Annotated in this window: 11 protein-coding genes; 6 read left to right on the forward strand and 5 right to left on the reverse strand. The window is 60.5% G+C overall.

Going from position 1 to position 14,521, the window contains the following annotated elements; genetic code table 11:
- Positions 1-125: 125 nt before the first annotated feature.
- From ACI3KQ_RS10790 to ACI3KQ_RS10810, 5 genes are read left to right on the forward strand one after another with little or no spacing between them, the layout of a single operon-like run.
- A complete protein-coding gene (locus tag ACI3KQ_RS10790; protein ID WP_404957454.1) occupies positions 126-2,474 on the forward strand; it encodes a TonB-dependent receptor in 2,349 nt (782 codons plus the stop codon).
- Entirely contained in the window at positions 2,444-3,052 is a 609-nt protein-coding gene (locus tag ACI3KQ_RS10795; protein ID WP_404957455.1) for a VOC family protein, read from the forward strand. Before ACI3KQ_RS10790 ends, ACI3KQ_RS10795 begins: the two co-directional genes overlap by 31 nt.
- Positions 3,049-4,566, forward strand: coding sequence for an FAD-dependent oxidoreductase (locus tag ACI3KQ_RS10800; RefSeq protein ID WP_404957457.1), 1,518 nt, complete (start codon positions 3,049-3,051; stop codon positions 4,564-4,566). Before ACI3KQ_RS10795 ends, ACI3KQ_RS10800 begins: the two co-directional genes overlap by 4 nt.
- Positions 4,567-4,624: 58 nt before the next feature.
- Complete coding sequence (locus ACI3KQ_RS10805; protein WP_404957459.1) at positions 4,625-6,055, forward strand: hypothetical protein; 1,431 nt, start codon at positions 4,625-4,627, stop codon at positions 6,053-6,055.
- A gap of 26 nt (positions 6,056-6,081) precedes the next feature.
- Positions 6,082-7,536, forward strand: a complete 1,455-nt coding sequence (locus ACI3KQ_RS10810) for an acyl-CoA reductase (RefSeq protein ID WP_404957461.1) — start codon at positions 6,082-6,084, stop codon at positions 7,534-7,536.
- Between the two features lie 251 nt (positions 7,537-7,787).
- Here ACI3KQ_RS10810 and ACI3KQ_RS10815 read toward each other — a convergent pair whose 3' ends face one another.
- The 5 genes from ACI3KQ_RS10815 to ACI3KQ_RS10835 form a co-directional block, all read right to left on the reverse strand.
- Positions 7,788-8,450: a TetR/AcrR family transcriptional regulator gene (locus ACI3KQ_RS10815; protein ID WP_404957463.1), complete on the reverse strand. Its 663-nt coding sequence runs from the start codon at positions 8,448-8,450 to the stop codon at positions 7,788-7,790.
- Between the two features lie 156 nt (positions 8,451-8,606).
- Positions 8,607-8,990, reverse strand: a complete 384-nt coding sequence (locus ACI3KQ_RS10820) for a VOC family protein (protein ID WP_404957464.1) — start codon at positions 8,988-8,990, stop codon at positions 8,607-8,609.
- A gap of 99 nt (positions 8,991-9,089) precedes the next feature.
- Positions 9,090-10,781, reverse strand: coding sequence for an FAD-binding protein (locus tag ACI3KQ_RS10825; RefSeq protein ID WP_404957466.1), 1,692 nt, complete (start codon positions 10,779-10,781; stop codon positions 9,090-9,092).
- Positions 10,782-11,054: 273 nt separating this feature from the next.
- Entirely contained in the window at positions 11,055-11,846 is a 792-nt protein-coding gene (locus tag ACI3KQ_RS10830; RefSeq protein ID WP_404957468.1) for an SDR family NAD(P)-dependent oxidoreductase, read from the reverse strand.
- Between the two features lie 49 nt (positions 11,847-11,895).
- Positions 11,896-12,642 (reverse strand): SDR family NAD(P)-dependent oxidoreductase, encoded by a 747-nt coding sequence (locus ACI3KQ_RS10835; protein WP_404957469.1) that lies wholly within the window; start codon positions 12,640-12,642, stop codon positions 11,896-11,898.
- Between the two features lie 208 nt (positions 12,643-12,850).
- Between ACI3KQ_RS10835 and ACI3KQ_RS10840 the strand changes: the two genes are divergently transcribed.
- Positions 12,851-14,470: a GMC family oxidoreductase gene (locus tag ACI3KQ_RS10840; RefSeq protein WP_404957471.1), complete on the forward strand. Its 1,620-nt coding sequence runs from the start codon at positions 12,851-12,853 to the stop codon at positions 14,468-14,470.
- Positions 14,471-14,521: the final 51 nt, after the last annotated feature.

The raw sequence follows: 14,521 nt of genomic DNA on the forward strand, positions 1-14,521 counted from the left end.
GTGCCATCCGATTGGGGTTTTATAGGGTCAGTGGCCGCTTCCAGGCGAGTCACCTGTGCCCGGACAAACATGCGCGAGAAATTACGCGGCGCCCTGGCAACAGCAAACATATTGGAGGGGATGGCATGAGGAACTCGATAGGAACGTCGCTTATTGCGCTCAGCGTGGGCGTCATGGGAGCTGGCAGCGCTTTCGCGCAAAGTGGGGAGGACTCAACCAAGTCCCCCACGGTTGGGCTGGCGGACATTATCGTCACCGCCCAGAAACGAGCCATGCCCCTGCAGGATGTGCCGGTCGCTGTAACTGCCTTTAGCGGAGAGGCTATGCGCGCATCCAATCTCGATGCGCTCACAGGCCTGCGGGGCCTGGTGCCCGGCATGACGATTTCGCGCTCAGGCGCCGCACTGAATACGCCGCAAATCAGCCTGCGGGGCATCTCGCTTCAGGATCCTAACCGCGCGGTGGAATCAGGCATTGGCTTCACTATCGACGGCATTCCCCTGGCGTTCCAGCGCGGAACGTTGCTCGACGCGTTCGACATCGAACGGCTGGAAGTTCTGCGCGGTCCCCAGGGCTTGCTGTTTGGCCGCAACACCACGGGCGGAACGTTGAACGTCATCCGCTCTCGCCCCGATCCAGATGCGCCCGCCACCGGAAAGCTGCGCGCGACGGTGGGCAGCTTCGGGCGAACGGATTTCGAAGGCGTGATCATGGCGCCCATCATTCCCGGACTTCTGGCGATCAAGGGCGCGATCGCGATCAAGAAGCATGATGGTGAATTTCGCAACAGCATCACCGGTGGTCGCGAAGGCAAGCGCGACATGCGCGATTATATGCTCTCGCTGGTGGCGACACCAACCGACCGGACGAGCATCTATCTGTCGTTGGAACGGATGGAGGATGACAGCGAGGTTCCGCCCTATGTCCCGCTGATGACCCCGGACCTCATTGCATTGACGGGTCCCAAGCTGCTCACGCCCAATGGCCTCGGCACGCTGGGTTATCCAACCTATGTTTCGGGGCAGAATATGCAGTGCCTCAATCCTGCAACCGCCATCGTCTGCAGGCCGCTCAGCAAAAAGCGCAATGACGTCGAAACGACCCAGTTTCCTGCCTATTACAACCTGAACGCCGTCACGTTGGAGGTCGCGCACGAACTGGACGGCGTGAAGCTGGTCAGCCTGTCGGGCTATCGTGAGGACAAGGAAGACCAGATCGGTGATTTCGACGCGACCAGGTTCGCCATACAGCGCAATGACAAGCGGGAAAGTTCCTGGCAGTTCTCCCAGGAACTGCGCGCGGAAACGCAGTTTGACGGCCCTGTCAATTTCGTGGCCGGCGCTTTCTTCATTGAATATGCCTTCACGGCCAGGCAATTCCCTTCAGTCGATCTGGCTGGCTTGTCACCGACTACCCCGCCCGGCACCGCTTATTTCAACTCGCTCAACGCCTACCTCATCCGGCAGAAGAGCCGCTCATTCGCGCTGTTCTTCCAGGGCGACTGGGACATCACTGACAAGCTGCGGGTAACCGCAGGCGCACGGCAGACGTGGGACCGCAAGCAAACCAACTTCACGCTGTGGGGCCGCCTCCAACAACCGTTCCGCGACCAGTTCGTGCTGGGACCCCAGCAGGGCCCGGTAAGCGCCTCTGTCAAGTTCGACGAACTCACGCCGCGCATCGGGGTGCAATATGATGTGAAGCCCGATCTGCTTGTCTACGCCAACTGGAGCCGCGGCTATAATGCGGGCGGGTTCAACGGTCGCGCGGGCAGCATCGTCAACGCCGTCATTCCCTATCGCCCTGAGATCATGGACGCCTATGAAATCGGCTTCAAGAGCGAATGGTTCAACCGTCGCGTCCGCCTCAACGTCGCGGCGTTCCACAATACGCTCAAGGACAAGCAGGAAGACATCCTGACCGTAGCCCCGGGAGGCGCGCTGGTCACGGCCACCGTCAACGCCGCCAAGGCGCGATACAAGGGGGTAGAGGCCGAACTGGCCGTCGTCCCTGTTGCCGGATGGACGATCACTGGATCGGCGGGCTATCTCGACGCGAAATATCTGAGCTTTGTCGGCAATCTTGCCGGGCAGGGCCTGGCGGATCTGAAGGATCTGAAACTTCGCCGCACCCCCAAATGGACCGCAGGCGCGATTTCCGATTATACTTTCGACCTGGGGGCAGGCCGGGCGGGACTGAACGCCGCCGTCTACCACACCTCCCGGTATGAAACGAGCGTCCTCAATGACCCGCGCGGGTCCATTCCGCCGGTCACCAAGATCGACCTCGCCATGCGCTATGAATTTCCCGTGCATGACAGCCTTCGGATGACACTGACGGGCTTCGTCAAGAATGTGACGAACAACACCGTCTATGATGGGTTCACGTCCAGCAACACTGCCGGATCCTTCATCGACTTCGCGATCCCCAGCGTCGGGCGGACATGGGGCGTTTCGCTGGCGGCGGACTTCTGATGCCTGCGGACAATCTTTTCGTGAACGCCGATCGGTTGGAGCTGATGCAGAATTGCTGGGTCGTGCCGGACTTGGAAAAGGCGATGCAGCAATGGCTGTCCATGGGCGTCGGGCCATTCTTCCGGCGCGACGCCGACTATCCTGACGCGCTTTATCGCGGAAGGCCCGAACCGCTCGCCTTCAAGGGCGCGCTGGCTCAGGCTGGGCCGGTTCAGATCGAACTGATCCAGCAGACCAGCAAAGGCCCATCCGCCTATCGCGACATAGTCCCCGAAGGAGGGAGCGGATTTCACCACATGTGCCGGATCGTCCATGATGTAGCCGGGGAGATCGCCCGTTTAAGAGCGCGGGGCATCGAGATGGCAAGCGAGTTCCGGTCGGTCGGCGGGGCACAGGTAGCCTATGCCGACACTCGCCGCGAAATGGGATGCATGCTGGAACTGGTGCCTGCGGAACCCGTGCTGATCCACCTGTTCCGCGACGTGGCGCAAGCCGCGCGATATTGGGACGGAAGCGATCCCATCCGCATGCTGGAACTGAAAAGCGACGCGCAGCCGCAGAAGAGAGGATCATCGTGAAGATAGAAGCAGCCAAGACGCTGAACGAGGTAGAATTCGCAGCCACGGCTGACGTCATCATCGTCGGACTGGGGGGTGCGGGCGCTTCCGCAGCCATAGCCGCCGCCGAAGCGGGCGCCGACGTTCTGGTTATCGAACGGACATCGGGCGGCGGAGGCTCCACCGCAATGTCGGGTGGGTTTATCTATCTGGGCGGCGGCACGCCCCCGCAAAAAGCCAACGGCTTTGCCGACACGCCGGAAAATATGGCGCGGTTCCTGAAAGCGACCCAGCCCAAGGCCGCTATGGACAAGATCGACGCCTATTGCGTGGGCAGCGTCGGCCATTATGACTGGCTGATGTCGCTGGGGGTCACGTTCAACGAACGCTATTTCGACGGCAAGCATTTCCACCCCCATAGCGATGAAACGCTGGTCTGGACCGGCAGCGAAGCCTGCTGGCCGCTGTCCGAAGCGGCTGAACCCATCCCACGCGGCCATAAGCCGGGCGGGGGATTTGTGGGGCATCTGCTGTTCAGCCGACTGCTCTACCGCATCGAGGGACTCGGCATCCGCATCATCTATGACGCAGCCGTCAATGCCCTCGTCAGCGACGCATCGGGTGCGGTCGCTGGAGTCCAGTACCGCCAGGAAGGCCGCAATCTGGCCGTGGCCGCGCGCAAGGGGGTCGTGCTGGCGACCGGCGGCTGCGAATGGAACCGGGAACTCGGCCTTGCCCATGGATCGAAGGGCGTGCGCGATGGCGTCGCCCCGCTGGGCGTGCCCACGGCGGATGGTGCAGGAATAGAGCTTGGGCAAAGCCTGGGCGCAGCCATCACCGGCCTGGAACACAGCATGGTGACGTCGCCCTTCTACCCGCCCGCCAGCCTGGTGAAAGGCATATTGGTCAATAGCGAGGGACGCCGCTTCGTGGCGGAGGATGTCTATCACGCCTGGTCCACGGACGCGATCCTGAACCAGCCGGACGGCAAGGCCTATCTGATCTGCGACAATGTCAATTTCGGACGGCCGGAACTTGGCGACATAAGATCGGAGCGCAAGCATGAAGTGGTCGATGCCTGGGACAATATCCCGGAAATGGAGGCCGACCTTGGCATGCCAGAGGGTTCGCTGGTCGAAACGATCGGCAATTACAACCGCTATGCCGCCACCGGTCATGACGAAGAGTTTCGCAAGAACCCCAAATGGCTCGCTCCGATTTCGGAGATACCCTTTGCCGCCATCGATTGTTCGGTCGGATCGGCCTATTTCTGCTGCATCAGCCTGGGCGGCATCCACACCGATGTCGATGGCCGGGCGCTGAAGCCCGACGGCACGCCGGTCCCCGGCCTTTACGCGGTCGGCCAGGTGGCGCCGAACCTGTCGGTCGAAGGCTGGGGCTATGCGAGCGGCCTGCTGATCGGCGGAGCAACATTTTTCGGGCGCAGGGCTGGCAATGCAGCTGCGGCAGACACGGTGCGGGACGGTCTCGGCGCCGGACCGGGCTGTCCCGAAATACCGGCAGACGCCGCTTGATGACAGCGCCGATGACCGGCCGTCCTCCATTACACGATTATCTTCTCAGGAGCTTTCGATGACGATCACCGCGACCGGCAATCTTTACGATCAACTGGAGGAAGATCCCTGGCGCTTCCTGCAACTCAGCCAGGAAGAACTGTTCGACCTGGATTATGACAAGGTCGAACAGATCCAGATCGCGCTGTTCAAGCGGCGGTTCGAGGACCTGAAACCAAAGTTGCGTGCACTCCAGCGCCTGGCTGAAGAGGTCGGGGTCGAGGAAGTCAGCGGGTTCGAAGATCTGACTCGTCTGGCCATGCCACACACCATGTTCAAATCCTATTCCGCACTGGATGTGCAGAAGGCGCGCTTCGATAAGCTCACTCGCTGGCTCCAGGCACTCACGACCCACGACCTGTCGGCGGTCCATGCCGAACATTGCGATTCGATCGAACAATGGTTGCTCGAAGTCGAGCGGACGACGCCATTACGGCCCGTCACGTCATCCGGGACCAGCGGAAAGATTTCCCTTTTCCCGTTGAGCACTGTCGAGGAAACCCTGTTCGTCGACAAGAACACTTATATCGTGGAACCTTATCGCGACGAACCGGGGATTGACGCCAAGAGCGGCGAATATGTCTTCGTCTGTCCGTGGCCATCCCGCTACGGCCGCCACAACATCCCGCTGATCATGCGTGTCCTGAAGGAAAATTGCTATGGCGGGCTGGAAGACAAGTTCGTCACGCTGGACGAAGGGACGCTGACGGCTGATGAAATGTGGCTGAACGGGCGGCTGCAACGCGCACAGGCATTGGGCGAAGAACTGGAGCTCAGCCCCGCCGAACAGGCGATCGCCAGTGCGCTCGCAACGCGCGCGTCGAATGCAGACGACCGGTGGACCCGCTTCATCGAAAACGCCGTGGTCCGCCTGAAGGGCCAGAAGGTCATGTTCTATGGCGCGCTCATGAACCTCTACCTGATGGCAGAGGCGTGCCGGAAGATGGACATCCATGTCGAATGGCATCCCGATTCCATGATCATGACCGGCGGCGGCACCAAGGGATTCAGCTTTCCCGAAGGATGGCGAGACGTGGTGGCGGAACGTTTCCCGCACCATGTGCCGGGGCGGGTCAAGGAAGTCTATGGCATGACCGAATCCAGCTCGACGGCGGTCTGCTGCCCCCATGACAAGCTGCACCCCCTACCCTGGGGCATCACCCACCTCATGGACCCGGCCACCGGCCAGTCATTGCCGCGCAAGGGCACACAGACCGGACGCATGGTCGTTTTCGATCCCATGCCAACGACCTTCTGGGCAGGCGTCATCACCGGCGATCAGGTGACGGTGCATTTCGACGGTGGGTGCGGCTGTGGGCGCAAAGGCCCCTTCATGGACAATGACATCACCCGCATTTCGGAACTGAACGGCGGCGACGACAAGATCGTCTGCGCCCGCACGCCACAGGCCTTCCAGAGTCTTGAGGACTTCCTGGCCAAAGCGTCCTGACCTTTCCTGTTTCGGAGCATATGAAGATGAAAGAATATACTATCCCGCTCATCATCCGGGGCCGCGTCATAGAGGATAACCTTGTCCGCTATGAAGGACGCCGGGGCGAAATCGCCTTCCTGACGCCCGACGTGAACAAATATCTCGACCAGATCGTCCAGCGCAACGGATCCGACCTGCAGGACTATTATTCGGTCAGCATGGACAATATCCTGGACTTTCTGGAAGAACTGGGCCGCCGACTTCACCCGGACACCAACCCCGACATCCGGCTAGCGCTGGAAATGAACATGCAGTCGTCGGGCCAGTCACCTGACATATTGCGCACCGCCTATGTTTCCTTTGCGGCAAACCTGCGGCGTACCATCGTCGAGGAAGCGATCGACCAGAATATCGGACGCGACTATCTGGAAGGATGGAAGCCAAGGAAGCTGCACGACCGCGACGCGCTGGTGCGCGCCTTTGGATCGCGGATCGTGCACCTGAACGCAGGCAACGCGCCAAATGTCGCGCTGCACGCCGTCATCAACGGAGCGGTCCTGCGCTGCGACAATATCGTAAAGAGCCCGTCGAACGATCCATTCACAGCCGTCGCCATCGCCAAGACGATGATCGACATGGACCCCGATCATCCGATCACCCGGCACATGACCGTGGCCTATTGGAAGGGCGGCGACCTGGGCTTTGAAAAGAAGCTGTATGATACGCGCAACATCGACAAGATCGTTGCCTGGGGCGGTCCCGCATCGATGAACCACATCCGCCAGCATCTGACGTCGGGCCTCGACCTGATCGCCCTTGATCCCAAGGTCAGCGCATCGATCATCGGCGCGGAAGGACTGGAATCAGAAGAACGGATGGGCTGGGTCGCTCGACAGCTGGCCAAGGATTTCGGCTATTTCAATCAGGAAGGGTGCGGCAACAGCCGGCTCGCCTATGTCGTGTGCGGTGACGATGACAGTTCGCTCGACCGGCTGAACCGCTTCGGGCGGCTTGTGCATGAAGCGCTGCAGGCCCTGCCCGCCGCCTACAGCTCCCCCCACCCGGCGTTCGATCCCGTGCTGCGCGACGAGATTGAGGGCATCCGCTATTCCGACGACTTTCGGGTGTTCGGCGTCAAGGCCAATGAGGGCGGTGTCATCGTGTCGCAACAGGCAGAGGCAGTGGAATTCAGCGATCGGCTCGGTGGACGCGTCATCAATATCATCCCCGTGCCAGACCTCGACGCGGCGGTCGCCGCTGTCACCATTCACACCCAGACGATCGGCATCTATCCCAATGCGGCGCAGGATGAAATTGCAGACCGTTGCATGTTGCGGGGTGCGCAGCGGCTCTCTCCGCTCGGCTGCATCGCCTATGAAGGGCTGGGATATCCGCACGACGCGATGGAGATCATGCGCCGTCTGGCCCGCTGGGGCGTTCGCGAACAGTTTGACGAGGCCGTCGCCGAAGCAGGCGCAGGAATGATGTGCGCGGCCTGACAGGGCTGCGCCACCATATGAAGGGGGGCGGGATCGCTAGAGCATCGGGCGCAAAGGTAGGAACCGATTTTACGCTTAAAAGGATGCGATAACAAAAACTGGAGCGCGCCACCTGCGTCCGATTAACCGCAGCGCGCTCTGATCCTTCGGGCGGCGGCCCATTTACCGATCTTCCCCGATCGGGCACGCCTGCCCAGGCCCCCCTTCTTTTTTTGCTTTCAAGCCCCGGCGCTCAACACAGCTCCCCTCCGTCAGAGGAGGCGGTAGCGCCCATCTATAAGCTTGACAGCTTCGTCTTCCCAATTGTCCAATATGGGACTCACCTGATGGCCGATCTCCGACATGATCTGGCCCACGAACATCGGTGAGAGGACAATGGAGATGATGGAGAAGGCGGCAACTTTCGCATCGATATCCGGCCGGAAATATCCCTGGCTGACCAATGTGCGGATCAATTGCTGCATTCGGGTGTAACTGCCCTGCGACTTCTTTTGCCGGTAGGAATGCCACACCGTCGAATAAGGGCGGAAACTTTCGATCAGCACGACACTGGCCGTGCCCTTGTGCTTTTCCAGCAGATACATCCAGGCGCTGACGATCTTGCGCGTGGCGTCTTGGCAATCGGTCATGAACAGCGTGTTGAGATCGTTGAGCGTCTGCGCGATATCGCTGCTCAAATTATCCAGCGCGGCGTCGATCAGGCCGTTCTTGCCATGATAATAATAATGGATCATGCCGGCATTGGTCCCGGCGGCCAACGCGATTTCCCGTGTCGTCAAATCCAGATGGCTCTTGTTCCGCAATCCATGCTCCATCGCATGGAGCAGTTCATTCGACACTTCGCGATTGTCGGAGACCGCCGGTCGACCACGCGCCGAACATGCGCCGGGTTCGGCCCCGCCTGGGTTCGTCATGGTTACCTCTCCATCAATTTATCGATGCAACCGCTCCCGCTTATTGTCCCACGAAAGGCCGGGAGGTGCAACCGCTGGTCGCAGTCCTCCCGCTTCTTCGACCGGGTGAGGCCCGACCGGATCACCACAGGCACACTCACCTGTGGTTTATCCTTTTTATTGGGGAATCTGGTGCAAAGCGCACAGCTTGTTGCCATCCGGGTCACGCAGATAGGCCAGATAAAGCGACCCCATCGGCCCTTCACGCACGCCGGGCGCATCTTCGATGGAAACGCCGCCATTGGCGACACCGGCGGCATGCCATGCGTCTGCCTGCGCCGCATCCTGCACCGCAAAACCGATTGTGCCGCCATTGGCGTGCGTGGCGGCCTGCCCGTCGATCGGCTTGGTGATCAACAGCGATGAACCATTGTGCATGTAGATCAGCCGACCCTTATCATCGCTGAAAGCCGGGCCGCTTCCCAGCGCTCCAAGTGTTGCGTCATAAAAACGCTTCGATTTTTCAATGTCATTGCTGCCGAGCACGATATGCGAAAACATGAAATCCACTCCATTGGTAAGATACTGCCATGGCAGGCAGGGATGCACGGATAGAAGTCAGCTTTATTCCGATCTATCTGACATATGTCAACGTAAGGCTCATCGGCTCTTGCCAATGGCGACCGGAATCGGCGCTTCCTGCCCGGCCTCCCGCAGGCAGGATTGGGCAGCCCGGCGGCCTGTGAACACGCAATCCGCCAGCGAAAGCCCACTGATGTAGGTCCGCGACGGTATGCTGCCCGTCGCCCGGCCGGCAGCATAGAGGCCGGCTATGGTGCTGCCATCGGCACGCCGCACCGCGCCCGTCGTCTCCTCAAGCGCCAGCCCGCCCAGCGTATGGAAGGTGATGAAGCTGTATCGGTTGGCCAGCGACACGTTCATCGCAACATAAGGTCCGGCGCCCAGCGATTTCAGATGATCCTTGAGTTTGGAAAAATCATCATCATGCCGGTTGCGGACCATCTCTTCATAACGCCGCATGGTCTGGCGCAGGCGATTGGGGTTGATGCCGCATTTCTGTGCCAGCACGTCCAGATCCCTCGCCCGCTTGGTGCCGCCCAGCAAGAGGTTGAGCATGGCGGGAGCGCCAAAGCGCATGAAAGCATCGAAACCGTCGGTCGCCACCTGGCGCATCGCCTTGCGCACATCCTTGGCGGACATGATCAGCCACGCCTTGCCTTCCGGTTGATCGGCGATGGCGCGCCCCAAAGTGCCCACATAGACGGCTTCGTTGGCAAAGCGGTCGCCCGCCTGGTTGACCAGGATGCCATCCAGCAAAGCCGCCGGAGGCGACTGCACCCGCCCAACGAACATCGCCTCCATACCCGCCGTGTCCGCGCCCAGCGCAGTGCCCAGCCGGACAGCTGTGCCGTCGTCGCCCAATGTGCCAAGACGCATCATGGTCTTGTAATGCTGGCTTAATATAGGCGCATACTGGCTCAGCATGTCGAGGTTGAACACGAAACCACCTGTCGACAGGATGACCCCGGTCTTTGCCCTGATATAGCGGAGCTGGCCATGTTCCTGCTCCATGGCGCGCGCCGCCTTGCTCGCAACCTCGGCCTTGCCCTCCTTGAAAGGCGCGGTCGGCGGGAACTTGTCGTAATATTTCTGATGCTCATCCCGCTTGTCGCCCGGAATCTGGAGCGCGGCAACGCCAACCACGCGGCCGCTGGCATCCACCACCAGGCTCTGGACAATCGTGTGCAGCATCTTGCGAATAGCTGACCGGTCCGCCGTCTCGCGCAAGGCGCGATACAATTTATTGCCGGTGAAGCCGCGCCCCAAGGTCCTGTGCCCTCGCGGAGCAGGCTTCGCCTCACGGCAATAGGCCTCGACCTTTTCATTGCCTGAATATTGCAGGAAATAGCCTTCGGGCGGATAGGTGGTCTTGCCGGTATAGAGCTTGGTTCCGAACACCACGCCATGCGCCTGCAACCATTGGAGATTGGCCGCGCTATCGTCGCAAAAACGCTTCAGCGTTTCGGGCTTCACGATATCGCCGACCTCCAGACGGAGGTATTTCAACATATTGTCGGGATCATCCTCGACCCCATTCTGCCGTTGTATGTCCGTGCCCGCCGCATAGACCACGCCGCCGCTGAACGCCGTCGCCCCGCCGCCGTTGAAACGGTCGATAGCGATCACGCTGGCGCCGTTTTCGACCAGTTCCAGCGCGGCGCAGATCCCCGACCCGCCATAGCCGACGATGACGACATCCGCCTCGTCGTCCCACTGGAACGCGTCGGCGCTGTCGATGGAAATCACCGGCTCACCACCCAGGGAATTCATATCCGCAACCCTCACGCAATTTCTTCCTTGATCATCATATCCGTCATTTCTGCGTCACCGGCATCCGATAGAAAAGGGACAGGAGCCGCGTAGGACCGGTCGGCATCGAACAGCAGGCCCGCGAAAGGAAAGCGTCAGCCCCATGGACAGGGTCGGCAAGCTGGAACCAGCGAAGGCCAGCGCACGGCTGGTTCCAGACTCCGTCTTTATCGCCGCACGTTCCATCATGACCATGATTTCAGCTCTTCCGTAACGAAAAGGCGCGGCTTTTCGTCACAGGGAAATGCCGCCATCCACAAGCAGGGTCTGGCCCGTGATGTAGGATGCCTGTTCAGACGCGAAGAACAGCACCGCGTCCGCCAGTTCCTCGCCCCGGCCAGGACGATTGCCCAGCGGGATCATGCTGCTCATCAACTTCACCATATCTTTGCCGATATCGCTTTGCGTGGTCGATTGAGCGATAGGCGCAACCGCCCCCTGGCCGATATCGAACCAGCCCAGGCCGATGGAATTGGCGCGCACGCCAAAACGTCCTTCCTCGACCGCGATCTGGCGGACCAGGCTTTCGATCCCTGCCTTGGCCGACGCTGACAGCCCGTCATTGATCAGCACCTTGTAATTGGCAAAGGATGTGCACGCGATCAGGCTTCCACGGCTTTCCCGCAAATGACCGATCGCGCCGCGAACGATGTGGAAAAAACCCAGAAGTTCGGAATCCACTTGAAGCTTGAAGCGTTCAGCGTCGTTTTCCACGATGGGGCATACTTCGATGACCGGCCCGGCGGCATATATGACGGTATGGACCGATCCGAACTTGGCCGCGACATCGTCAATGATTTCCTGCGGTCGTTCAGGCGACTTGATGTCCGCCTGATAGGCGACCACGGAATATCCCTCGTCACGCAATTCCGCTTGCAGGTCGTCTGCCCGCCCCTTGCCACCGAAATAGGTGAAGGCCACGTCACATCCAGCTTTGGCAAAGGCACGCGTGATATGACCGCCAGCGCCGCCGCTACCGCCGAATATGACGACCGCGCCTTTCTTGAAATTGTAGGTGACGGCCATTCCACGCTCTCCTGTAATCGATTCATGCCATGCCCGGCGGATTTTTGGCTTATAACCTCATGCCACCGCTCGCCTGGATGATCTGGCCGGTCAGCCACCCCGACGCAGGCGATGCCAGGAAATGGACGATCTGGGCGATGTCGTCGGGCGTGCCCAGGCGACCGAGCGCGGCCATGCTGCTCAATGCGTGCATCGCATCTTCGCTGGCCCGGTATCCGTTGATAAGGTCGGTATCGACCGGTCCCGGCGCCACAGCGTTCACGCGGATCCCACGCGCCGCCAGCTCAACGGCCATGGACAGGGTAAAGGAATGTATCGCCGCCTTGCTCATCGCATAGGCAAAGCCTGGAGGCTGCGCCATCAGCCCGCTCATGGACGATATGTTCACAATGGCCGCGCCGTCGGGCATTCGGCTAAGCGCCTGCTGGGTGACCAGCACAGGGGATTTGAAATTGACGCGATACATGCGGTCAATCTCTTCCTCCGCTATAGTGTCGATCGATGAAGTCTCGCCCGCCCCAGCATTGTTGATGAGGATGTCGATCCGTCCGCCTTGCGCATCGACTTCGGCGAACAACTGCCTGACGCCATCACCGTGGCTAAGATCCGCCTGAACGACGGCCACCTTGCCGCCCGCCGTCTGCACAGCGGCCGCCGTCTGTTCGGCGCTTTCACGGCGGGACGAATAATGGACAATGACATGAGCCCCGCTTTCCGCCAACCGGACAGCGATCTGCCTGCCGATACCCCCGGAAGCGCCCGTGACCAATGCAACCTTGTCGTCCAACGGACCCATCTCACACCTCTCCTGACCGCCGCGCCGCTTTTCATGTGCGAACTGCGCCGATTCTTTCCTGCCATATGCTGGCTTACCATTAAGTGACGTGTGTCTGACAATCTGTCAATCCGGTCGCTTCGCCGTTGAACAAACGCCATTGTATCCGCAGGTTCGTCGTGGCATAGGAAGTATATAAGACGAATGTCATTTAACATTTGGAGAGGACATGGCCGAGTTCGACTACATCATCGTCGGAGCGGGCAGCGCGGGTTGTGTGCTTGCAAACAGACTGTCGGAAAACCCTTCGAATCGGGTGCTGCTTCTGGAAGCGGGCGGCGACAACAATCATATGTTCGTTCGCATGCCCAAGGGCGTGGCCAAACTTGTTGGCGATCCCACGTTCGCGCAATATTTTCCGGTTCAACAACCCCGCGAAGAAGGATTGGACGCCAGCGAGATCTGGCTGAGGGGCCGGGGATTGGGTGGATCGTCCGCGATCAACGGCATGATTTACATCCGCGGCCAGCCTGAGGATTTCGACCAGTGGGAATCGCGCGGGGCGACAGGATGGGGCTGGAACACGATGCTGTCCGCCTTCAACGCTATCGAAGATCATGAACTTGGCGCGTCCAGCGAACATGGCGTTGGCGGCCCGGTCCATGTTTCGACCGAAAAATTCCGCTATCCCCTGGCTGATCGGATGATCGAGGCGGGCAAGCAGATGGGGCTCCCGCGCAACGATGACTTCAACGCGGGAAGTCGCGAAGGCGTCGGCTATTATCACTATAATATCAAGGACGGACGTCGGCAGAGCGCGGCTGTAGCTTTCCTGAAGCCGGTGCGGCACCGACATAATCTCGTGGTCCAGACAGGCGTTCAGGTTGATCGCGTCATAATCGAACAGCGTCGGGCAGTGGGCGTCGCCTGCCGGGTCAAGGGGCAAAGGGCTGAGTTCCGGTGCCGTGGTGAGGTCATCCTGTCGGCAGGGGCGATCGCATCGCCCAAGCTGCTCCAGCTTTCAGGTATCGGCCCGGCTGACACATTGAAAACGGCAGGTGTCGATGTCATTCTGGACAGCCCGGACGTCGGTCAGCGGATGCAGGAGCATCCGATCTACGGGATCAATTATGACCTGCAGGGGGAAAAGGGCCTTAATCACCGCTATCGCGGGCTGGGGCTAGCCCGCAGTCTCGCCGAATATTTCCTTTTCAAAGGCGGTCCTATGGCGACGGTGCCGCAAGAGGTCGGCATCTTCGCCAAAAGCCGACCCGGCGTGGCGCGTCCCGACATCCAATGCTTCGTCGGCGGCGTTACGCTGGCCCAGGGGGACGCGGACGTTGCCGTGCCCACGAACGGCGTCAACAAACAGCCAGGCATGATGATCGCGACCGCGATGCTGCGCGCTACCAGCGAGGGCAGCCTGACCATCACCTCGCCAGACGCCGATGATCCACTGCGCATCCGCCCCAACTGGCTGAGCACGCAAGAGGATGGCGACACGGCGATCGCCATGGTCCGCTTTGTGCGCAAGCTGATGACCCAGCCCGCCATCGCCCCCTATGTGGCGCGCGAAATTGCGCCGGGATTGAACGGTAACGACAGCGACGATCAGATATTGACCGCCGTACGCAGGCACCTGAGCTGCGGCACCCATGCGGTCGCGACATGTCGCATGGGCAGCGACGAACGGGCTGTGACGGACCCACGGACGCGGGTGCGCGGCGTGGACGGGCTGCGAGTGGTGGATTGCTCCATCATGCCCAGCCTGACGTCGGGCAACACGAATGCGCCCGTGATGGCGACGGCCTGGCATGCGTCGTCGCTGATCCTCGAAGACGCTCGCTAAAGGGCACGAACTGGCCACGCGTCATCCAGACCCCAAAGGGGCGACGCGCCA

The organism is Sphingobium sp. ZW T5_29 (assembly GCF_044987515.1).
Taxonomy (GTDB): domain Bacteria; phylum Pseudomonadota; class Alphaproteobacteria; order Sphingomonadales; family Sphingomonadaceae; genus Sphingobium.